The sequence below is a fragment of the Streptodolium elevatio genome, from assembly GCF_040649515.1.
Lineage (GTDB): Bacteria > Actinomycetota > Actinomycetes > Streptomycetales > Streptomycetaceae > Yinghuangia > Yinghuangia elevatio.
This window is the reverse complement of the sequence record NZ_JBEZFP010000018.1, coordinates 1-20,473: the sequence shown is the minus strand read 5'-3', so window position 1 is coordinate 20,473 and position 20,473 is coordinate 1. Positions and strand designations below refer to the sequence as shown.

The following is a 20,473-nucleotide window of genomic DNA, read 5'->3' as shown; positions in this document are numbered from 1 at the left end:
ACGCAGCTCAATCGCCTCGGTCGGCAATGCCCTCCAAAGCGGAGCGGACCTGCGCGTCGCACCGGGCCAAGAACGCCAGATGACGCACGGCGTGCGCCGCCACGTCCCCCACGCGAACGCGTGTCGGGGACGGCCTCGCGGGCCCAGTGCCACGCGCGACCGCACCGAGGTCCACAGCCACCGCCGGGAGTTGCGGGAACGGGTCCGGCGCCACGGCGTACATCAACACCACCTGCCCCGCGTCGTCGTAGCGCCAACTCGTCGAATGCACCACCAAATCCGCCCGCCGCGCCGCCTTCCGCGGCAGCCCGGCCAGCCGGACCGCCGCAGCATCCGGAGCCTCCGCCGGCAACGGCGCACCGCGCACCACCCGGTAGCCGAGCTGCGGCAACGCCCGTAGCAGCACCACCTCGACCGCTACCGGCCGACTCCCCGCCGGCGACAGCGGCGCACCTGACCGGGCCGCGGCAACACCTCGCCGCGGCAGTGACCGTCCGGACACGAGCACCCCTTCCCTCCCGAGTACGCCGACCTTCTGCACCGGAGGAGCAGTGCGATAGGGGTGCAGTTGCCCATTATTCGCAAGACCAGGGAACACTCCTGTGCGGTCCACCCGAATGCACCAGGCCACCCTGAGCGCTCGCCAGCCTCCGACGGGAGCGCTGTGGGCGTGGTGCTCCCCCGCGGCGACGCGCCCACGGACACCGCGGACTGGTCGGTCATCGCCGGTGGGGCAGACACACCCGATCGCGCGACGCCACTACCCGTATGGCCGCCATATCCCGGGGGTGGGGGGACAGGAGTGACGGAGGTGGGGCGAGTCCGTTCCTGCCCGGCTGCCGGCGGATCGACCTAGTTGTGGTTGGACCCGCGCAGCGACGCGTCGCGGATCGCCCGTGCCGCAAGTCTGGGAAAAACACGGAGTATCTCTTGAAGATTTTGAAGCGGGCATCCGTCGTCGCGGTCACCGGGGCCGCGCTGGTGGTGGGTGGTGCCGGCGCCGCGTTCGCCGGTTCCGGCGCCGACGGTGCGGCCGTCGGTTCGCCGGGTGTCCTGTCCGGCAACCTGATCCAGATCCCGGTGCACGTGCCGATCAACGTGTGCGGTAACTCGATCGGCGTCATCAGCGTCCTCAACCCGGCGTTCGGCAACTTCTGCGCGAACGTCGACGGCGGCTCCCAGCACAAGCCCGCCGAACACCCGAGCATGAACCCGGCGCACCACCAGAACGACAAGCCGGGCCACAAGCCGGCCGAGGAGCCGTGCGGTTGCCCAAGCGACAAACCGGCCCACCACCCGGGTGACAAGCCGGGTCACACGCCGGGACACAAGCCGAGTGACAAGCCCGGCCACAAGCCGGGTCACACGCCGAGTGACAAGCCGAGTGACAAGCCGGGTCACAAGCCGAGTGACAAGCCGGGTCACGCGCCGAGTGACAAGCCGGGTCACAAGCCGGCTGAGGAGCCGTGCGCGGTCCCGGGTGACAAGCCGGCCCAGAACCCGGGCCACAAGCCGGGTGCGAAGCCGGGACACAAGCCGGGCGGCAAGCCGGAGGCGAACCCCGGCCACGGCGGCGGCAGCCAGGGCGGCAACCACGGCAGCGGCTGGTAGGGACGCTCCGCCGCGGTCCTGGGGCAAGCTGCGAACCGGCGGGCTCGTTCGGCTCGCGGCTGCGGGGCCGGCAAGTGCCGGCGCTGTCCTGCCGGGTGGGCACCGGGAACCCCACGAACGGTCGTACTGGTTCGGGGGCTTCGCTTCCGCTCCGCTGGGCTACACCTGCGGGACGCCGTCGGCACGGTCGTGCGGGGACGGTCGAGACCCGAAGCCGGGGCCGGCGCCTTCGATGGCGCCGTCCCCGGCCGTTTGCTGTGCGTCGCAGCCCGGGTCAGTTGTCCCGGTCAGTTGTCCGCAAGGGGCAGGGCGACGTCGAAGACCTGGTGGTCGCCGGGGAACGCGCCCAGGTGCTGCGCGGATCCGTTGAGCAGGTTCACGGCGTAGAAGCCATAGCCGGGGCCGGAACGCAGAGCCGCGTAGCCCTGATTGGTGCCGTCGGCAGGCGAGTAGTAGACGTCGAAGCCGGCGCTGGGGCCCGCGTCCACGCCGAGGTTGCCGGTCGGGGCGAGGCTGCCCGCATTCGCCGGGGACTGGATCGACACGCGGTCGTTGGCGGTGTCGATGTCGAACAGCGTGGTGGCGGTGGCCGGGTTGAGGTCGTTGTTGGTGTAGCCGGCGCCGGTGACCCCCCTCGCCGTGGACGGCGGCATGGTGGGGTTGGTCAGGGTGCCGTCGTTGGCGGTTGTCCCGGCCGGCTCGGCGACGTTGTGCCGCAGGTTCTGTCCGGTGTCGCTGATGACGCGCAGTCGGTCGGCGGCGGGGTTGAAGTCCACCCCGAAGTGCGTGCCGTTCAGGGCGATGCTGAGCTGGGAGACCTTGGCGGCGACCGCGTCGGTGTCGACGGTGTAGATCCCGCCGGCGTCGCCGACGCCGTACAGCTTGCCGTCCTGGACCCGGAAGTCGATCCCGACCAGCCTGCTGTCCCCGGCCAGCCCGGTGACCTTGCCCGCCGCCTTGACGTGGCCGGGGTTGCGGGTGTCGAACACCACCAGGCACTGGTCCTCGGTCAACCCGACGACGCGCAGGCCGGCGTGCCCGCCGCGGTGGCCGCCGCCCTTGTCGGCCTTGCACGCGTCGCCCTTGGTGTCAGCGCCGACTCCGCCGGCCCAGGCGACGGCGGGAATCGACGCCGCGAACGCCGCGGCCGCAGCCGCGGCGATCACTGTTTTCCGCATGGTCTCTCCAAAGAGTCAAGGGCCCGGTCGCACCGGACCACGAATCGACCATAAGCGGACAAAAAAGAAGTTCCCGGGGGGACGATGCCGCCGAACGGCAGCGCGACGCGCCACCACCGCGTCGCCTGCGGGCCACCAGGTTGTGGGCCCTGGCGGAGGCGCCGCTGCTCATCGCGGACCCCGTAACGGCCGCCGCGACCTCCCGGCATCTGCGAACAGGCGGCCCCACGTCACCTCTTCGAGCGACCTCCACCCAGCACCGGCCCGCGCTCCCGGCCGCGGCCGCTGACAGCGGATGGGCAACACGCCTGTCACCTGCGCTCGTCCACCGTCCGGCGGCCCCGACTCCCCGCACCTCCACATCGCGCGTTCCGGCGGCTCCGGTGGCGCTTCGTCAGATGCCGGGCCATCCCGCCCCGATCGGGCGGGGTGGCGCGTGCGGTACGTGCCTACGCCACTCGCACGGGTGAATGCCGATCTTTTTGGGATACGCACCAATCCGCCCCGGAAGCGGGAGCGAAGCCCAAGTACCGGCCCGCATCCGGCGGGCGGAACGAAAGGGAGCCGTGGTGGCTGAGCCCATCGACACCCGGCTGTTGGCGGAACTCACCGAGCACTCCGAGGACCTCCACAGCGACGCGACCCGCATCACCCGCGCCTCACTCGACGAACACGCCGACGCAACGGCCGAGGAACAGTCCAGGACGCACCGTTGGTGGCGTCCGGCATTCCTCGGCGGCGCCGCCGCGGGCGCGGTGCTGCTGGGGAGCAGCCGCGCGGCGGCGGCGAGTGTCGCGGACGACGTGATGGCGTTGCAGACCGCCGCGTCGCTGGAGAACCTCGCGGTGAACGTCTACACCACCGCGGCGGGGCTGCCGTTCATCCAGTCGGGCAACGCGGTGGTGAAGGCGTTCATCGAGAAGACCACCGCGCAGCACAAGGCCCACGCGCAGGCGTTCAACGCCGCGGCGGTCAAGGCCGGCGGCAAGGAGCAGACCGGGCCCGACCCGAAGTACGCGGCGATCGTGCAGCAGGCGCTCCCGACGATCAAGGGACCGGCCGACGTGGTCAAGCTCGCGATCACCCTGGAGGACGTCGCCGCCCAGACGTACACCAAGAACGTCTCGCAGGTCTCCGACCCCGCGCTGCGCCGCCTGTTCGGCTCCGTCGCCCCCGTCGAGGCCCAGCACAAGGCCGTCCTGCTGGCCGTACAGGCGCTGCTGGCCGGGAACCTCGCCGACCAGATCAAGCTTCCGCCGGACGCGGCCGCACTGCCCGCCGCCGCGGGATCGGTCGGGTTCCCCGACGCCTTCTACCCGACCAAGGACGCCTCCCCGATCACCGAAGGGGCCGTGAAGTGAAGCGCGACCACAGGCAGTTCGAGGGCACCGAGGCGGAACTCGCCGCGCTGACCCGCGAGGTCGACGAGGCCCACCACGCCACGCTGCCCGCCATGTACGCCGCAGCCGCCGAACTCGGCAACCAGACCCGCGAGGGCGGGCGCGCCGCCCGCCGTGAGCGCGAAGCGCTGCCGGATGCGGGCCTGGACCGGCGGCGGTTCCTGCGCGGGCTCGGCGTGGTGGGCCTGTCCGCGTTCGCCCTGGCGGCGTGCTCGGACGACGACGGCGGTTCATCGTCGAAGTCGTCGCCGTCCGCGTCCGGGCAGGCTGCGCCCCCGGTATCCGGTGGCACGTACACCGGCGACCTCCTCGTCGTCGCACTCGCAACCGCCCTGGAAAACCAGGCCGTCGGGGCCTACCAGGCCGCCATCTCGGCCGCCGGGGCGGGCAAGCTGGGCACCGTACCCCCGGCCGTGGCGAACTTCGCGACCACCGCGATGGCCCAGCACGCCGACCACGCCAAGGTGTGGAACAACGTGCTCACCCAGGCCGGGAAGCCGCCGATCACCGGCGTACCGCTCAAGAGCCAGGCCGCGGTCACCGACGCCCTCGGCAAGGTCACCGACGTGCCCGGCGTCGCGAAGCTGGCGCTGCAACTGGAGGACCAGGCCGCGCAGACCTACCTGTTCGCACAGTTCAACGTCACCACGCCCGCCGGGATCGAGACCGCCGCGACCATCGCCCCGGTCGAGGCCATGCACGCCGCGATCCTGCGGTACCTCCTCGGCGAATACCCCGTACCCGACGACTTCCTGCCCGTCGACAAGGCCGCCAAGCCCGACGACCTGACGGTCTGACGGCTCGGCCCCGGCCGAGGGTTCACCTCGCCGGGACGTGAACCCCGTCCGGGACGGTCTGCTGGAAGCCCCGTCCCGGGCGGTCACCCGGGTGGGCGGCGCCGTACGCCAACCGGCCGCCCACCCGGGCCGGACACACCCCGCTGCGTCGCGCCGCCGGCGCACCCACTCCATCGAGGTTTGCGTGAACCGCACGACCCCCCGCTCGGGGACTCGTCGACGCCGTCAGGTGGTCGGGCTCTTGGTCCCGGCGCTGTTGGTGCTGGTGACGGCCTGCTCCAGCTCCTCCGACTCCTCGGACGGCTCCTCAACGAGCCCGGCAGCCCCGCCGTCCACCGCGCCCGGCAGCGTCGTCCCGCCGCCCGCGACAGGCCAAGTCGTCCTGACCATCTCGCAGTTCGACTTCGCGCCCAAGCCGCTCACCGTCGCCCCGGGAGCTGTGGTCACCGTCGTCAACAAGGACGACACGCCGCACACCGCCACCGCGGTCAAGGACAAGGCCTTCAACACCGGCACCATCGAAGGCGGCCAGACGGGCACGTTCACCGCCCCCACCACCCCCGGCACCTACAACTACATCTGCACCATCCACCAGTTCATGACCGGCACGCTGATCGTCAGCTAGCACCGCGACCACCACCGCCACCGCCACTTTGTCCGGGACCTCGATGACCCCACGCGCGTGCGCCAACCCGCGCTGCGAACGGCCCCTGCCCACCCAGGCCGTGCCCACGCAGCTGCACTGCTCGGCCGCCTGCCGCCAGGCACGCCACCGCGACCGCCGCCGCCCCGCCCCCAGCGACGAGCAATACCTCGCCCTCGCACAATGCTTCCGCCAGACAGCCGAACTCCTGGCCTCCGCCGCCCAGGCAGCCGCGGCGGCCGGCCCCGAAGCACTCACCGCACACATCCCCGCCCTCGCCGCGCTCCTGGACTCCCTCACCGCCACCGCGGTCACCCACGACCGTGAACGCGGCGACACCTGGCCCGTCATCGCCACCCGGTTGCACCTGGAACCCGAGACCGCCCGCCGCCGCCACGTCAACCGGCGCCGGCTCGTCCCCGACCTCCACGCCCAGACCACCCGCGCCCCCGCGCGCGCGTGATCCAGCCGACGCCGGCCCCCGCCCACCGCCCACTGCCCGGCGACCATTGCCAAATTTGTCCGATTCGTTGATTAACTTACTGATTGTCGGGTTATTCGGTGTGCATGACTGCACTGGATTTCGCGGACCGGGCCGACTTCGACGATGCCGAGCGGGGGTTCGTCGCGGCGTTGTCGCCCGCGGTGATCCGGTCCGAGGACGGGCGGGTGATCTGGGACGGGGAGGCGTACACGTTCCTGGACGCGGACTGCCCGGACACCGCGCACCCGTCGCTGTGGCGGCAGAGCCGGCTGTGCAACAAGCAGGGCCTGTACGCGGTTACCGACGGGATCTACCAGGTGCGGAACCTGGACCTGTCGAACATGACGCTGGTCGAGGGCGACACCGGCGTGATCGTCATCGACCCGCTGATCTCGGCGGAGTGCGCGGCGGCGGCGCTGGCGCTGTACCGGGAGCATCGCGGGGACCGGCCGGTGACCGGGCTGATCTACACCCATTCGCACGGCGACCACTTCGGCGGCGCGCGCGGGGTGGTGCCGCACGGGCACGCGCCGGTGCCGGTGATCGCCCCGGCAGGGTTCCTGGAACACGCGGTGGCGGAAAACGTGTACGCGGGCGGTGCGATGACGCGCCGGGCGGTGTACATGTACGGCGCCGAGCTGACCAAGGGGCCCGCCGGGCAGATCGGCGCGGGGCTGGGCATGACCACCTCAACCGGCACGATCACGCTGATCCCGCCCACGGTCGACATCACCCACACCGGTCAGGAGGAGACCGTCGACGGGGTGCGGATCGTCTTCCAGATGATGCCGGACACCGAGGCGCCCTCGGAGATGAACTTCTACTTCCCCGACCGACGGGCGCTGTGCATGGCAGAGAACGCCACCCACAACATGCACAACATTCTGACCCTGCGCGGCGCGGTCGTGCGTGACACCCGGATCTGGGCGCACTACCTGAACGAGACGATCGCCCTGTTCGGCGACCAGGCCGACGTCGCCTTCGCCTCCCACCACTGGCCGACCTGGGGCAAGTCCCGGATCGTGGAGCACCTGGCCGGACAGCGGGACATGTGGGCGTACCTGCACGACCAGACCCTGCGGCTGACGAACAAGGGCCTGACGGGCATCGAGATCGCCGAGCAGCTCGAACTGCCGCCCGCGGTCGCGAACCGCTGGGCCAACCGCTGCTACTACGGCTCGCTGTCGCACAACGTGAAGGCGATCTACCAGCGCTACATGGGCTGGTTCGACGGCAACCCCGCGCACCTGTGGGAGCACCCGCCAGTCGAGCAGGCCAAGCGGTTCGCCGCCGACTACGGCGGCGTCGACGCGCTGACCACCAAGGGCAAGGAGTACGCCGACGCCGGCGACCTGCGGTTCGCCGCCACCCTGCTGGGCCACGCGGTGTTCGCCGACCCGACCAACACCGCGGCCAAGGAAGCCCTCGCGTCCGTGTTCGAGAAGCTGGGGCACGGCGCGGAGAACGGCACCTGGCGCAACTTCTACCTGATGGGCGCCCAAGAGCTACGCGGCCACATCGCGCACACCTCGATCAAGACCACCAACCCCGAGATGGCGATGGCGCTGACCGTCGACATGCTCATCGACTCCCTCGCCATCCGCGTCGACGGCCCGCGCGCGTGGGACGAGAAACTCACCATGGACTGGCACCTGACGGACGAGGGCCGCACCTGGCACATCGCCCTGTCCAACGGCGCCCTGACCTACCGCGACAGCACCAAGAACGGCTCCGGCAACGGCGGGAAGGCCGACCTCGCCCTGACGCTCACCAAGCCGCAACTCCTCGGCGTCCTGGCCGGCAAGGGCCTCGACGGCGTGCAGGTCGACGGCGACCCGCAGGTACTCGCCCGACTCAACGCATTGCTCGACACCCCCAACCCGGACTTCCCCATCGTCACCCCGTGACCCCGCCCTCCCCACCCGGCGGCGCCCCCCGACCGGAGGCGGCGCCGCCGAAGTCGACGGCGACGCCCCGTGGTGAATCATCACAACGCCGACCACCGCCGGGCTGCTGCCAATACACCGGCCGTGAATTCGGTGCGCTCGCAGCCGAGTTCGGGGTCCGGCTCTCGGTTGGCCGCACCGGTCAGTGCTGGGACAACGCACTCGCCGAGTCGTTCGTCGCCAATCAAGAACGACCTCGACACCGGCCGCCCTGGCCCAACAGGGCCACAGCCCGCACCGACCTCTTCGAGTACATCGAGACAGCAGCCTCGGCTACCGCACACCCGTCGAATACGGAGTCGCAATCGCGGCCTGACTGCCACAACGACGGCGTCCGTCAAAGCGGAACAAGCTCAAGGCTCAGAGCGTGAGTTTGGTGTGCGGCGTTCGCTGTAGGTGTGTGGGGGATGGGGTTGGTTGGGTTGTGGCCAATGGGTTTGCGGGGTGGGGTAGTTGGTGTGTTGTGCGGTCGTGGACGGCGAAGTGACGCCCTGTGGGACGAGGGGGCCGGTTTGGGCTTGTCTTGTGGGGGCGGGCGGGGAGGGCGCCGAGTGGGTGATGCTGTCGGGGTGGCACGTGCGGGGGTGAGGGGTCCGCATTAGCGTGGGTTTCGGTGTGGCCAGGCGGCCTGCCGACCGTTTCGATCGACCGTGAGGCGTTCCCACATGAGCCTGAGCATCCGCAATCAGATCGCCGGCACCGTCACCGCGGTCACGCCGGGCGAGGTCATGGCGGCCGTGAAGGTACGTCTGGTCGGGGGCCAGGAGGTTACGGCCGCGATCACGCTCGAGGCGGTCCGGGACCTCGGTCTCGCGGACGGGTCCGCGGTCACCGTTCTCGTGAAGTCCACCGAGGTCTCGCTGGCCACCGGGCCGGTCGGGGGGCTGTCGATCCGCAACCAGATCCTCGGCACGGTCACCGACGTCGTCACCGGCGGCGCCATGGCCGCGGTCAGGGTGGCCGTCGAAGGCGGCGAGTTGACCGCGTCGATCACCAAGGACGCCGTGACGGACCTCGGCCTGGCCGCGGGCTCGACGGTGACCGCGCTGATCAAGTCGACCGAGGTCGCACTTTCGGCTGCCTGATTGTCCCTTGCCGAGCACGGAAGGCGGCGCGGGCGCCAGGGGGTGTCAGGGGGCGGCGAATGCCTGGGTGCCGTAACCGATCGGGGTGATCCTGGTGACGAGCATGCGGCCGTCGGCGATGGTGATGATCGAGTCGGCGGACACCGGGAACTGCATGTTCAAGGGCGATGCCTCGCTGAGCATTGTGACCTGGCCGTCGGCGGCGGCGTAGGACTCCACTCGGACGCGGTCGTAGGAGGCGTTGACCACCACGAGGCCGTCCTTGTCCGCCTCGACCAGGACCAGTTTGTCCATGTCGGCGCTCGGGACCTCCCAGCGCAGTTCGCCGCTGGCCAGATCGAAGGCCACGACGCCCGGCCGGCCTTCGCTGCTGAAGGGGTCACGCCTGGTCATGCCGTACAGGGTGTCACCGGAGACGCGGTACGGGAGCAGCACTTGGCCGTGGAGGGTACGCGAACCCTGGTAGTCGACGGGGCCTTGCTGCGCCGCGAGCGGGAACGAGGCAACCTGGGTGCCGTCCCGGTCGAAGCGGAGCAGTTGCGGAGGAAGTTCGTCGCCGAGGTCCGGCGCGAACATGACGGTGATCGGTGCCGCGGAGACGATCTCGGCGTTGGTGTCGGGCACGGGGCCCTCGAACGGGGTCGGCTGCGCGCCGATCTGACGGCCGGCGGCGTCCAGGGTGACGAGTTCGAGGTCGTACCCGCCGCCGGACTGGCTTGCGTCGCTGATCACCGCGACGACATCGGGCCCTGTCTTCATGGCGGTGTTGACGACCGGGGCGATCAGCATGGTGTTCGGGAAGACCGAGGGGTCCTTGGAACGGTTCTCCCAGGTCCACGCGGTGCTGCCGTCGTCCACGCGGAACGCGACCACCGAGGTCGGCGTCAGCGCGGCGACGATGTCCTCGCCGACGAACCCGATCCTCGACTCGTAGTAGAACCAGGGGCTGCCGTCCTTGCGCTTCCTCCCGGCGAACTCGGTGGTCCGCAGGACCTTTCCGCCGTTCCGGGCGTCGACGAAGGAGAGCTTCTTGCAGGCGCCGTCGCTGGACCCGTCGTCGTAGACGGTCCAGGCGATGGCGCCGATACCGTCTTTGTTGACCGCTTCGGTCATCGCGCAGGGCTTCATGCCGCGGCCGGGCGGCGCGACGCTGCCGAGTTCCTTCCCGGTCTGCATGTCGAACATCTTCATCGCCGTTCCGCGGCCGACGAACAGCGTGGAACCGACCTGCCATGTGCCCAACGCGTCGTCGCGGGGGACGTCTTGGCCCTTGCTGCCGTTGGCGCCGGCGTTCCCGGTCCGGGACTCGTTTTCCGGCGGGGTGTTCCAGGCGGGGACCACGTGCGGTGGCAGCGGCGGCGCCTTCGGCTTGGGCGACGGGGACGCCTCGGACGAGGGTGCCGACCCGCGGTTCGGAGCCTCGGAGTTCTTCGCGCCGGCGGAACCGCCGCTGTCACAGGCGGCGACTGCCGTGCTCGCGATGACGACCGCGACCACGGCGCGGAGAACACCGCGGCGCCGGTGGGCGGACGCCGTACGTGCGCCAGGTGCGCCAAGTGCGCCGGGTGACGGGGGAACAGCGGGTATGGCGGTCATGAACGTGCCCTTTGAGACGGCTGTCGGGACGGACGTGCGGCTTCGGACCAGCCGAGGACGGCATCGTGTGGAGCACCGATGCGCCGGCGCTCGTGAAGCGCGCAGCGGTGTTCGACGGGGCGTCTCCTGCCTCGACGCCCCGTCGGGTTCCGGACCGAATACTCAGCATGCTAGGCAGCGGGAAAGACGGGAAACTACGGCTTTCGCGCACCATTTGCCGCCCGCCGAAGGGCTCCGGTGCACAACACGAACTGTGGGACGTAAGCGGGTGCCGCCTTTGCGGCCCACACGATTTCGGTGTGCACGCAAGCGGGGAATCGGGCGCGGTGTACGTCGGGACCAGCGGCAGAGCACGTACCGCATTACCGTCGTTGTCCATGATCGTGTGGCTGAACGGCACCCATGGCGCAGGCAAGACGACGACGAGCGGGCTCGTGCAACCGCGGATCCCGGATTCCCGCGTGTTCGACGCCGAGAAGGTCGGCGAGACTCTCATGGACATCACGCCAGGGTTGCCCGAGACGGACAACTTCCAGCACTGGCCGCCGTGGCGCACGCTCGTGGTCGAGACCGCCCACCGCGTACTCGACTACACCGGCGGCATTCTGGTGATCCCCATGACCGTCCTCGTCGAGCAGTATTGGCGCGAGATCAGCGCGGGCCTGGCCCGACATGACATCCCGGTACGGCACTTCGTACTCCACGCCGACCAGGACACGCTGCGCGGGCGCATTCAGGGCGACACCGTCATGGGCCCGTCCGAGTTCCGCTTCAAGTACCTCGAACCGTACGCCGAAGCGGCCCGCACGTGGCTGCACGCCGAGGCCGAGGTCGTCGACACTACACACCTCACCCCCGCACAAGCTGCCGCACAGATTGCGGATGCCGTCAAGAGCTGACGTACGCGCGTCACGCGAAGTTGCCTGCTGCACACGCCCGTTCAGCAGCGACACGCTCCCTCACCGACCGCCACCGCCGGAGTCTCCGCGTAGTCTCCGCACATGCCGATCCGGTACGCCCTCCCCGCCGACGCGGACGTCATGGCCGAGATCACCTGTGCCGCGTTCAGCGCGTTCGACGACTTCGACGTCACCCGCGAACAATCGGCTGCCAACTGGCTCCGCAACCTCCTTGCCGAGGCGTCCGAACGGCCGCGGCCGCACCACACCAGAGTCGCCCAACTGCGGAGCCCTCGCGGGCGAGGCGCCGCCCGACGAGGTCGTCTACTCCTGGCCGCGAATCGCCGTGCTCCGCTGATCCGCCGAGCACGGCCGACCGCGGTAGGGCGAGCGTGCTCCACTCTCCGGGAGTTGTGATCCGGTTCCAGACCGCGGTGACGACCTCGCCTTGGAAGCCGACGAGGACGGCCCGGGGGCTCGATGTAGCCGACGAAGTAGGGCCAGTGGCCGGAGTGGCGACGGCGACGGCGTTGTCGACGTCGGCGCGGGGTCGCGTCAGCGCTGCCCTGCCTCCGCACGTGCGTAGAACGCGGCGAGTTCGGTCGGGTCTTTCGTGAAGACCTCGATCCTGCGCACCAGACCGCCTTCGACGTCGTGGGCCTCGACCATGGTCAGCGGGAACTCCTCGCCCGTGCCGTGGGCCGTGAGTGTTCCGGTGAGGCGTCCGACGACGCCGGCCGGCCCCTCGAACACGTCGGCATCGGTGATCGCGACGGCGGCGTAGCCGAGCATCGCACCGAGGACGGAGTGCACGAACGCCTCGCTGCCGTGGTGCACGCCGCCGTACGGCAGCTCGCGCGGCTCGTCGACGACCACGTCCTCGGCCAGCCGGGCCAGGACGCCCGGCACATCGCCGGCGGTCAGGGCGGCGTACAGCCCTCGTACGACGTCCGCGGGAGTTTCCGCGTGCGTCCCCGTCCCCCTCCCCGTCCCCCTCCCCGTCGCCGTCGCCGTCTCGTCTAGTTGGTCGTTGCTCATCTCGTCCGCCCTTTCGCTCGGTTGCCGGGTGTCTTCCGGGCACGTCCTCATGCAACGGGGCACAGTCGCGCCGAGGGAGCCCTTGCCGTGAGGGGTTCTGGCAGGGACCCCCACCGGCCGCACCGGCTGCCTACTCTTTGATCGTGGACACCAGCGCGGACAACCCGGCAGGCAATCGCGACGCGGTCAGCGCATTTCTCCGCTCCCGGCGCGACCGGATCACGCCTGAGCAGGCAGGTCTGCCGACATACGGCCGACGACGGGTGCCCGGGCTGCGCCGGGGCGAGGTCGCCACGCTCGCCGGGGTGAGCGTCGAGTACTACACCCGTCTCGAACGCGGTGACCTCAAAGGCGTCTCCGACTCCGTGCTGGGCGCCCTCGCGCGGGCCCTGCGCCTCGACGACACCGAGCGCATGTACCTGCAGGACCTCGCCCGCGCCGCCGGGCCGGCTCCCCGCGGCCGGTCCCGGCAGCCGGCCGCGCGGCCGACCGTACGCCCGAGCCTGGCACGCATCGTCGAGGGCATGCCGCAGTTGGCGGCAAGCGTGCTGGACAACCGCCTCGACGCGCTGGTCACCAACCCGCTCGGCCGGGCACTGTACGCGGAGATGTTCGACGACCCGGCCTGCGAGGCGAACGTCGCCCGATTCACCTTCCTGAGCCCGGCCGCCCGGCGCTTCTACGTCGACTGGGAGGACATGGCCCGCTTCACCCTGGGCGCGCTGCGCGTCGAGGCGGGACGGAACCCCTACGACCGCGAGCTTTCCAACCTGATCGGCGAACTGTCCACTCGCAGCGACGCCTTCCGCGTGATGTGGGGGTCCCAGGACGTACATGCGCTGCGTGCGCGGACGAAGCGCATCAACCATCCCCTCGTCGGGAACCTGGAGCTCGACCAGGAGACGGTGGTCCTGCCGGACGACAGCGGCCTGCGCATGATCGTCTACAGCGCGCCGCCCGGGACGGCCGCGGAGGACGCCCTGAAGCTGCTCGCGACCTGGACCGCCACGGCCGCAAGAGCCACGGACGCAGCCGCATCCGCAGACAGTGCCGCAGTCACCGGCGTCGGGCCTACCGAGCCGGCCCGGCGCGGCACGGCAGCCACCGGCAGCCCGTCCACCGGAAGCCCGTCCGCCCGCCGCCCCTGACCGTCGCCGCCCCGCCCACACCTCTCACATCCCCACGGTCGGCACATCCTGCGATCCGGCGTGTCCTTGTCGCCATTTGTCAATCTTTCGGGTGTTTTGATCGAAGCCGCAGCACTTCACCATGCGTCCGCACGAGGATCAGCGCACGGTGCCGACGGATGGGGAGGTACGCGGCGCGCGAAGCCAGGCTCTGCATCCCGCTCAGCCGCCCCGCGGGCCGCGGGCCGGGTGGGGCCGGCGAGGAGGCACCGCGAGCGGTTCGCGACTCGCCCTGGAGGAGGTGTCCTTCTGGTCGTTCCAGCTCACCGGCGGATCGACCTTCATCAACCTGGGTGCGGCCACCACCAACGCCCTCAACGGCGCGCTGCTGGCCCGGCGGCCGGACCACTACAAGACTTCACCGTCGTCGGCGTCCTGCTGATGGCCCTGCTGGGCGGCATCGGCGGAGGGGTGAGCCGCGACGTCATCGTCAACCGCGTCCCGGCCGCCTTCACCAACTCCTCGTACATCGCGCTGTGCCTGATCGCCGGGGTGATCGGGTACCTGATCGCGTACGACAAGGGCCCGCTCTTCCGCGAGGGCCTGTTCCAGTTCGTCACCTCGTTCGCGCTGCCCTGGTAAGCGATCGTCGGCGCGCAGACCGGCGTCGACGCCGACCTGCCGATCCTCGGCTGCCTCGCGCTCGCCGTCATCGGGCCCACCGCGCGGTGCGTACCTACACGAGGACGGCCGGCCCCTGCTGGGCCGCAAGCTCGCCTGCCTGTCACAGCGCGAGCTCCGGCTGCTCGGCCTGGACCCCGACCACCGCCCCGACCAGCCCCCGGACGACGACGGCCGCAACCGCGACTGACCGGCCGGCCGCACCCGCCGCACGCCGCTAACCCGCGTGCGGCGGGGCCTCCGGAGCCGCCGGCCGTCGGACGGGGGTGCCTACTGGTGGCGGAGTGCGGCGGCGAAGTGTTCGGCGGGGTCGACGAGGTGGCTGTGGTCGTCGTCGCCGAGGTCGACCTGGGCCCAGTTGATGGTGGCGGTGAAGGCGCCGTGCGGGGCCGTGTAGTCCTCGTACACGGGCATGCCGGTGTCGCGGCCGACGTCCAGGCCCTCGTCAAAAGAGAAGTAGAGCGGGTGGGTGCGCTCGACGCGTCCTTCGGCGAGTCGGGCGCCGTCGAGGTAGAGGGTGACCTTGCCCCCCTTGCCGATGCCCCCGCCGTCGTACGCGAACTCGGCGCGGACCTGGTGGGTTCCGGATGGCAGCGGGTCGGGCGCGGTGGTGGTGCTGCGGAGCAGGCCGCAGTAGTTGTAGTGGAAGGCGAGCCTGCCGTGGTCGGCCATCAGGACCCAGCCGCCGGTGCGGCCGCCCTGGCAGACGATGACGCCCTCGGCACCGCCGTCGGGGATGTCGATCTCGGCGGTGACGTCGAAGGACTTGTTCTTGATGTTCAGGGCGACGTTCTCACCGATCCGGGTCATGCCCGGGTAGAGGCGCAGTGTGGTGCCCTGGAAGAGGGTCGGGCGTCCGGCGATGTCGGGGTTCATGCGCTCGGCCGCCCGGTCGTCCATCGGCAGGACGTTGTGCCGGACCGCCTCGATGAGGAAGAGTTGCTGGAGTGCGGCGAGTTTGTCCGGGTGCTCGGCGGCCACGTCGTGGGCCTGGGTCCAGTCCTTGGTGGTGTCGTACAGCTCCCACTTGTCCGAGTCGAAGTCGGTGCCGTGGGCGAACAGGTCCCAGGGCACGCGGTGTTTGGTGACCGCCGTCCAGCCCTTGTGGTAGATGCCGCGGTTGCCGGCGAGTTCGAAGTACTGCGTGTGCCGCACCTCGGGCGCGTCCTGGTCGGTCAGGCTGGCCGCGAACGACTTCCCCTGCATGGGGACTTGGGTGACGCCGTTGACGGTGTGCGGTTCGGCGATGCCGGCCAGGTCCAGGATGGTCGGGGCGAAGTCGATGACGTGGTGCCACTGGTGGCGTACCTGGCCGCCGTCCGGGACGCGGGCCGGCCAGTGCACGATGGTGCCGTTGCGGGTGCCGCCGTAGTGCGAGGCGACCTGTTTGGTCCACTGGTACGGAGTGCACATCGCGTGGGCCCACCCGACCGCGTAGTGGTTGTAGGCGTGCGGGCCGCCGACCTCGTCGAGGTGCTCGCTCCAGAACTCGGGCGTCTCGAACTCCGCGCCGCCGTTGGCGGCGTTGGTGACCATGTACGCGCCGTGCATGCCGCCTTCGGCGGAGGCACCGTTGTCGCCGATGATGTACATCACCAACGTGTCGTCCAGGACGCCGAGTTCGTCAAGTGCGTCGATGACGCGGCCGGTGTGGTGGTCGGCGTATTCGAGGTACGCGGCGTACACCTCCATCTGCCGGGCCAGGATCGGCTTCCAGGACGGGTCGAGGTCGTCCCATGCGGGGATCTCGGCCGGGCGCGGGGTCAGGGTTGCGTCGGCGGCGACCACGCCCAGTTCCTTCTGCCGGGCGAACGTCGCCTCGCGCAGCGCGTCCCAGCCCTGGTCGAACTTGCCGCGGTACTTGGGGATCCAGTCCTCGGGGACGTGGTGCGGGGTGTGCGTGGCGCCGGGCGCGAAGTAGACGAAGAAGGGCTTGTCGGGAGTGAGCGACTTCTGCTGGCGGACGTACGCGATGGCCTTGTCGGCCAGGTCCGGCATCAGGTGGTAGTCGGGGTCGTCCGGCGGCTCGATCGCGGTCGTCCCGTCGATCAACGCGGGCGACCACTGGTTCGTCTCGCCGCCCACGAAGCCGTAGAACTTCTCGAAGCCGCTGTTGACGGGCCACCGGTCGAACGGCCCGGTGGGGCCGGACTCCCAGGTGGGCACCTCGTGGCACTTGCCGAACTGCGCGGTGTTGTAGCCGTTTTGGCGCAGGATTTCGGCGAGCGGGGTCGCCGAGTTCGGGCGGGCCGAGGTGTAGCCGGGGGCGGCGGTGGCCGTCTCGGTGATGTGCCCCATCGCGACCGAGTGGTGGTTGCGGCCGGACAGCAGCGCGGCACGGGTCGGCGCGCAGAGCGAGGTGGTGTGGAACCGCGAGTACTTGAGGCCGCCGTCCGCGAGCCGGGCCGCGGTCGGGGTGTGGACCGGGCCGCCGAACGCGCTGGAGGCCCCGAAGCCGACGTCGTCCAACAGGATCAGCAGGACGTTGGGGGCCTGCTTCGGCGGGCGCTTCACCGGGATCGGCGGCAGCGGCTCGTCCAGGTCGCGGACGTCCACGGCCAGCGGTCCCTGATAAGGCCGGTCCGGCACCGGAAGACTCGTCAAACGTTCGTCCGCCATGGCTCGCCGTCCTTCTGTACGGACCCCGCAAGGTCGTCGTGAATGCGCTCGCTTCAGGGGGACATTAGCCATAAGTCAGACAAATATTTAGGAAGCGGGCTCGGCGTGGCACTCCCGCCTCGCCTCGGCGGACTGGGAATCATGGCCGACATGACGCCGAGCACCGCGGACGCCGACACGCCGATAGCCGTCCCCGTTGCCCCACCCGCACCTGGCCCGCGGGCGGTTCCCAAGGGCATGGCCTGGATCCCCGGCGGCACCTTCGCGATGGGCAGCGACGCCTTCTACCCCGAGGAACGCCCGGTCCACCCGGTGACCGTGGACGGTTTCCTCGCCGACGTGCATCCGGTGACCGTCGCCGCGTTCCGCCGCTTCGTGAAGGCCACGGGCTACGTCACCGTCGCCGAGCGACCGCTCGACCCCGCGCTCTACCCGGACGCCGACCCGGCGCTGCTGGTGCCCGGCTCCCTGGTGTTCCGCAAGACCACCGGCCCGGTCCCGCTGGACGACTACCGCCGCTGGTGGCACTACGTCCCGGGCGCGAACTGGCGCCACCCCGAAGGCCCGGGGTCCACCCTCGACGGCCGCGACCGGCACCCCGTGACACAGGTCGCCTACGCGGACGCGCTCGCGTACGCGCACTGGGCCGACAAGGACCTGCCCACCGAGGCCGAGTGGGAGTACGCCGCCCGCGGCGGCCTCGACGGCGCCGTCTACAGCTGGGGCGACGACTTCCTCCCGGGCAGCCGCCGCATGGCCAACACCTGGCACGGCGACTTCCCCTGGCGCGTTGACACCCCCACCGGACGTCCGGGCACCACCCCCGTCGGCCGCTACCCCTCCAACGGGTTCGGCCTGTACGACATGGCCGGCAATGTGTGGGAGTGGACCAGTGACCACCACACCGTCCGCCACCCGGACGCCGCCGCCGGCTCCTGCTGCATCCCGCGCAACCCGCGCGTCGAACACCGTCAGGACAGCGCCGCCGCCGGGTTCGCCCGCCGCACGATCAAGGGCGGCTCCCACCTCTGTGCTCCCGAGTACTGCCTGCGCTACCGGCCCGCCGCGCGCCAGGGCGAGACCGAGGACACCGCCACCGGCCACCTCGGCTTCCGCTGCGTCCGACGCCGGTAGCCCGCCGCCCCGCGGCGCTGCCCGGGCATGAACGAAGGCCCTGGGACCGGCGGTTCCGCGGCGGGCCGCGGTGGTAGGACTGAGAGATGCAGGAGAACACGGCGCGGTCGGCCATCGACATGTTCATCGCCGCCCTCAACACCTCGTCCGACAACCACGCCGTCGAGCTGCTCTCACGGGCGCTGACCTCCGACGTCGTCTTCTGGGGTCCGTTGGGCCGCAGCGACGGCGTCGACGCGCTGGAGCGGTTCGTCCTGGACATGCGGCGGCATCCGGCCGGACCGGGGACCATGCTGCGGTGCTCGGAGGTCGACGCACCCGGCGAATGGGCCCGCTACCAATGGCTTTACCGCATGCCCGGGGACGGCACACAGCTCACGGGCACCGACGTCGTGCACCTGCGCCGCGACCGGATCGACCAGATGATCGTCTTCGCCGGAGCGTAGCCGCCGACACGTGTCGGCGGTCGCCGGCTCATGTCGGTCACCTCCGGCCCGCCCCGGTCGTCAGCAGCCTGTCACTCTGCTCCTCGCGCTAGTGGACCACCTGGACGGCGCGCGAGTGTGTGTGCGCCGATGCCGAGCAGTGCGGCGGCGAGCAGCAGGCCGAGGCGACGGGTGTCGGCCGCCGGGTCCCATCCGAGATGGCCCACCTCGGGTACGACAAAGCCGCTGTACAGCAGCCAGCACACCACCGCGACGCCGACGGCGGCAACAGCACGTGCGGGAGCGCGGTACGTCACCACGGAGGCGAACACGCACAATGCCAGGAACGCCCAAGCCGTGTGCCGCGCCGCACCCGAGACGTCCATGGCCGCCACCACCAGGACACCGCCGAAGAACGCCACGGCGATCACCGCGCCGGTGGACGCTGGCGTACGCACCACACGGGTTGCCCGCACGACCCCGACCGCCGTTCGGCTGTCGCGGCGACGGTCCCGCCGACGGCACAACGCCCGGTACGCCGGGCGCTCCACCACGACTGTCAGCACCCACCCGACCACGATGCCGGTGGCGATGAAGCCGAGGACCTGCACCACCGGCCCGGCCCCGGCCTCGTACAGGTAGCGCATCGTGAGGATGCCGAGTGAGAAGTGCGCCAGGTACGCGCCGTAGCTGATACCCGCCAGCCAACGTACGGCCCGCTGCCCGGACTTCGGCAGCACCCTGTCCCAGTCGGGGCCCCAGGCCGCCACATGGACGCCCATGACGGCGAGCAGGATGAGCACCGTCATGACAACACCGCGCAGTTGCAGCCACTGCTCGAACAGGCCCGCCGCGGTGAGGGCGGCGCCGTGCACGCGGCCGATGCGCCCCGTCGCGACCAGGAACACCGCGACGCCGACGACGAACAAGTGGGCACGGTGCCACCCGAGTCCGTCGTGCACCATGCGGAACGGCTCCCACGCGGTGTACGTGCGGATCGGCCACAACGCGAGCTCCGCCGCGAGCACGGACCACAACCACACCGCGGCACGCGGCCCACGGCGCCACGACCGCACCCGGACCACCACCAACACGGCGGTGAACGCCGCCAGTTGCACGGGCAGCGTCCAATAGGACAGGTCCACGAACGGATAGGTCTGCGGCTTCCACTGCCACAACATCAGCAGGTTCGCACCGATGTCCGACCACGTCGGGGCCCACCACCCGTCCCGGGCAAGGGTCCGCTGAAGGTAGCCGGTCACCAGCACCGCGGCCCAGAACGCGGGCAGGAGCCGGAACAGCCGTCCCAGCCACCACCGCCACGCGTCCTGCCGCGCCACCGCGACCGCGGCGAAGTAGCCGGACACCACCAGCAGCGTGCTCGCCCCGACCGGCCACCCCCACGTGAACGGCCGCTCACCCAACTCGGGGTGCCATGCCACCGCCAGCGACGTCCCGTGGAAGAGCATCACCAACAACACCGCGGCCACCCGGACGACGTCCCAGCTCAGCCGACGGCCGGACGACCGCGCCGCGGGCCTGCGCGGACCGTGCGTACGCCCGGCGGAGGTGTCGCGGTCAGGCACGTGGTCGACGGACACATGGCGGGCAGGCAAGTGGTCAGCGGGCATGGCGTACGCAATCTCCGATCGGTTTCGGCGAACCCTTCGCCGGCTCCGCGCTCGACGCGGGCATGCCGGGACTCGGCACCCTGCCCTAGGGAGTGTCTTCAAATTCGCGTCGGATAGCCCGCGGGCCGTGGTGCGTGCGCTCGCAAGGCGCGGGCCGCAGCTCGGCCTGGGTTTGGCCG

At 70.8% G+C, this 20,473-nt stretch carries 19 protein-coding genes; 13 read left to right on the top strand and 6 right to left on the bottom strand.

All coding sequences use genetic code 11. From position 1 onward, the window contains the following. Positions 1 to 7: 7 nt before the first annotated feature. A complete protein-coding gene (locus tag AB0C36_RS09655; RefSeq protein WP_358351795.1) occupies positions 8 to 541 on the bottom strand; it encodes a hypothetical protein in 534 nt (177 codons plus the stop codon). A gap of 389 nt (positions 542 to 930) precedes the next feature. Between AB0C36_RS09655 and AB0C36_RS09650 the strand changes: the two genes are divergently transcribed. Then, complete coding sequence (locus AB0C36_RS09650) at positions 931 to 1,611, top strand: chaplin (protein ID WP_358351792.1); 681 nt, start codon at positions 931 to 933, stop codon at positions 1,609 to 1,611. Positions 1,612 to 1,898: 287 nt separating this feature from the next. On the opposite strand, the gene AB0C36_RS09645 is transcribed toward AB0C36_RS09650, so the two are convergent. Beyond that, on the bottom strand, positions 1,899 to 2,789 hold the full coding sequence (locus AB0C36_RS09645; RefSeq protein WP_358351790.1) for a DUF4394 domain-containing protein: 891 nt from the start codon (positions 2,787 to 2,789) through the stop codon (positions 1,899 to 1,901). A gap of 569 nt (positions 2,790 to 3,358) precedes the next feature. Between AB0C36_RS09645 and AB0C36_RS09640 the strand changes: the two genes are divergently transcribed. From AB0C36_RS09640 to AB0C36_RS09615, 6 genes are all read left to right on the top strand, one after another. After that, positions 3,359 to 4,150 carry a ferritin-like domain-containing protein gene (locus tag AB0C36_RS09640; RefSeq protein WP_358351787.1) on the top strand — a complete coding sequence of 264 codons (792 nt, stop codon included), beginning with the start codon at positions 3,359 to 3,361 and terminating at the stop codon, positions 4,148 to 4,150. After that, positions 4,147 to 4,986 carry a ferritin-like domain-containing protein gene (locus AB0C36_RS09635; RefSeq protein ID WP_358351784.1) on the top strand — a complete coding sequence of 280 codons (840 nt, stop codon included), beginning with the start codon at positions 4,147 to 4,149 and terminating at the stop codon, positions 4,984 to 4,986. The genes AB0C36_RS09640 and AB0C36_RS09635 overlap by 4 nt, the downstream gene beginning before the upstream one ends. Before the next feature lie 184 nt (positions 4,987 to 5,170). Further along, positions 5,171 to 5,611: a cupredoxin domain-containing protein gene (locus tag AB0C36_RS09630; RefSeq protein ID WP_358351781.1), complete on the top strand. Its 441-nt coding sequence runs from the start codon at positions 5,171 to 5,173 to the stop codon at positions 5,609 to 5,611. Between the two features lie 43 nt (positions 5,612 to 5,654). Further along, a complete protein-coding gene (locus tag AB0C36_RS09625; RefSeq protein WP_358351779.1) occupies positions 5,655 to 6,092 on the top strand; it encodes a hypothetical protein in 438 nt (145 codons plus the stop codon). A gap of 104 nt (positions 6,093 to 6,196) precedes the next feature. Next, complete coding sequence (locus AB0C36_RS09620) at positions 6,197 to 8,020, top strand: alkyl/aryl-sulfatase (RefSeq protein ID WP_358351776.1); 1,824 nt, start codon at positions 6,197 to 6,199, stop codon at positions 8,018 to 8,020. 704 nt (positions 8,021 to 8,724) lie between these two features. Further along, positions 8,725 to 9,144 carry a TOBE domain-containing protein gene (locus AB0C36_RS09615; RefSeq protein WP_358351773.1) on the top strand — a complete coding sequence of 140 codons (420 nt, stop codon included), beginning with the start codon at positions 8,725 to 8,727 and terminating at the stop codon, positions 9,142 to 9,144. A gap of 45 nt (positions 9,145 to 9,189) precedes the next feature. Here AB0C36_RS09615 and AB0C36_RS09610 read toward each other — a convergent pair whose 3' ends face one another. Continuing rightward, positions 9,190 to 10,740 (bottom strand): hypothetical protein, encoded by a 1,551-nt coding sequence (locus AB0C36_RS09610; protein WP_358351772.1) that lies wholly within the window; start codon positions 10,738 to 10,740, stop codon positions 9,190 to 9,192. Between the two features lie 377 nt (positions 10,741 to 11,117). Between AB0C36_RS09610 and AB0C36_RS09605 the strand changes: the two genes are divergently transcribed. Beyond that, complete coding sequence (locus tag AB0C36_RS09605) at positions 11,118 to 11,639, top strand: ATP-binding protein (protein ID WP_358351769.1); 522 nt, start codon at positions 11,118 to 11,120, stop codon at positions 11,637 to 11,639. Positions 11,640 to 12,194: 555 nt separating this feature from the next. On the opposite strand, the gene AB0C36_RS09600 is transcribed toward AB0C36_RS09605, so the two are convergent. Then, positions 12,195 to 12,677, bottom strand: coding sequence for a nuclear transport factor 2 family protein (locus tag AB0C36_RS09600; protein ID WP_358351766.1), 483 nt, complete (start codon positions 12,675 to 12,677; stop codon positions 12,195 to 12,197). Positions 12,678 to 12,820: 143 nt separating this feature from the next. Between AB0C36_RS09600 and AB0C36_RS09595 the strand changes: the two genes are divergently transcribed. The 3 genes from AB0C36_RS09595 to AB0C36_RS09585 all read left to right on the top strand — a co-directional run bounded on the left by AB0C36_RS09595 (position 12,821) and on the right by AB0C36_RS09585 (position 14,446). Then, complete coding sequence (locus tag AB0C36_RS09595; RefSeq protein WP_358351764.1) at positions 12,821 to 13,825, top strand: helix-turn-helix transcriptional regulator; 1,005 nt, start codon at positions 12,821 to 12,823, stop codon at positions 13,823 to 13,825. Positions 13,826 to 14,105: 280 nt separating this feature from the next. After that, on the top strand, positions 14,106 to 14,246 hold the full coding sequence (locus AB0C36_RS09590) for a hypothetical protein (RefSeq protein WP_358351761.1): 141 nt from the start codon (positions 14,106 to 14,108) through the stop codon (positions 14,244 to 14,246). Continuing rightward, positions 14,246 to 14,446, top strand: a complete 201-nt coding sequence (locus tag AB0C36_RS09585) for a TRIC cation channel family protein (protein WP_358351758.1) — start codon at positions 14,246 to 14,248, stop codon at positions 14,444 to 14,446. The genes AB0C36_RS09590 and AB0C36_RS09585 overlap by 1 nt, the downstream gene beginning before the upstream one ends. A 309-nt stretch (positions 14,447 to 14,755) precedes the next feature. Here AB0C36_RS09585 and AB0C36_RS09580 read toward each other — a convergent pair whose 3' ends face one another. Continuing rightward, positions 14,756 to 17,104 (bottom strand): arylsulfatase, encoded by a 2,349-nt coding sequence (locus tag AB0C36_RS09580; protein ID WP_358351756.1) that lies wholly within the window; start codon positions 17,102 to 17,104, stop codon positions 14,756 to 14,758. 105 nt (positions 17,105 to 17,209) lie between these two features. On the opposite strand from AB0C36_RS09580, the gene AB0C36_RS09575 reads away from it, so the two are divergent. Both AB0C36_RS09575 and AB0C36_RS09570 read left to right on the top strand, forming a co-directional pair. Continuing rightward, positions 17,210 to 18,238: a formylglycine-generating enzyme family protein gene (locus tag AB0C36_RS09575; protein WP_358351754.1), complete on the top strand. Its 1,029-nt coding sequence runs from the start codon at positions 17,210 to 17,212 to the stop codon at positions 18,236 to 18,238. Positions 18,239 to 18,324: 86 nt separating this feature from the next. Further along, positions 18,325 to 18,684, top strand: a complete 360-nt coding sequence (locus AB0C36_RS09570) for a nuclear transport factor 2 family protein (RefSeq protein WP_358351752.1) — start codon at positions 18,325 to 18,327, stop codon at positions 18,682 to 18,684. Between the two features lie 71 nt (positions 18,685 to 18,755). Here AB0C36_RS09570 and AB0C36_RS09565 read toward each other — a convergent pair whose 3' ends face one another. After that, the gene (locus AB0C36_RS09565; RefSeq protein WP_358351750.1) at positions 18,756 to 20,294 is read right to left on the bottom strand and encodes an acyltransferase family protein; all 1,539 of its coding nucleotides are present in this window, start codon (positions 20,292 to 20,294) and stop codon (positions 18,756 to 18,758) included. Between the last annotated feature and the right edge of the window lie 179 nt (positions 20,295 to 20,473).

Excerpts from the sequence above, each read along its gene's own strand:
- AB0C36_RS09625 (WP_358351779.1), top strand. The coding sequence starts at position 5,655 with ATGACCCCACGCGCGTGCGCCAACCCGCGCTGCGAACGGCCCCTGCCC.
- AB0C36_RS09615 (WP_358351773.1), top strand. The coding sequence starts at position 8,725 with ATGAGCCTGAGCATCCGCAATCAGATCGCCGGCACCGTCACCGCGGTC.
- AB0C36_RS09605 (WP_358351769.1), top strand. The coding sequence starts at position 11,118 with ATGATCGTGTGGCTGAACGGCACCCATGGCGCAGGCAAGACGACGACG.
- AB0C36_RS09620 (WP_358351776.1), top strand. The coding sequence starts at position 6,197 with ATGACTGCACTGGATTTCGCGGACCGGGCCGACTTCGACGATGCCGAG.
- AB0C36_RS09580 (WP_358351756.1), bottom strand. The coding sequence starts at position 17,104 with ATGGCGGACGAACGTTTGACGAGTCTTCCGGTGCCGGACCGGCCTTAT.
- AB0C36_RS09565 (WP_358351750.1), bottom strand. The coding sequence starts at position 20,294 with ATGCCCGCTGACCACTTGCCTGCCCGCCATGTGTCCGTCGACCACGTG.
- AB0C36_RS09600 (WP_358351766.1), bottom strand. The coding sequence starts at position 12,677 with ATGAGCAACGACCAACTAGACGAGACGGCGACGGCGACGGGGAGGGGG.
- AB0C36_RS09585 (WP_358351758.1), top strand. The coding sequence starts at position 14,246 with ATGGCCCTGCTGGGCGGCATCGGCGGAGGGGTGAGCCGCGACGTCATC.
- AB0C36_RS09645 (WP_358351790.1), bottom strand. The coding sequence starts at position 2,789 with ATGCGGAAAACAGTGATCGCCGCGGCTGCGGCCGCGGCGTTCGCGGCG.
- AB0C36_RS09610 (WP_358351772.1), bottom strand. The coding sequence starts at position 10,740 with ATGACCGCCATACCCGCTGTTCCCCCGTCACCCGGCGCACTTGGCGCA.
- AB0C36_RS09570 (WP_358351752.1), top strand. The coding sequence starts at position 18,325 with ATGCAGGAGAACACGGCGCGGTCGGCCATCGACATGTTCATCGCCGCC.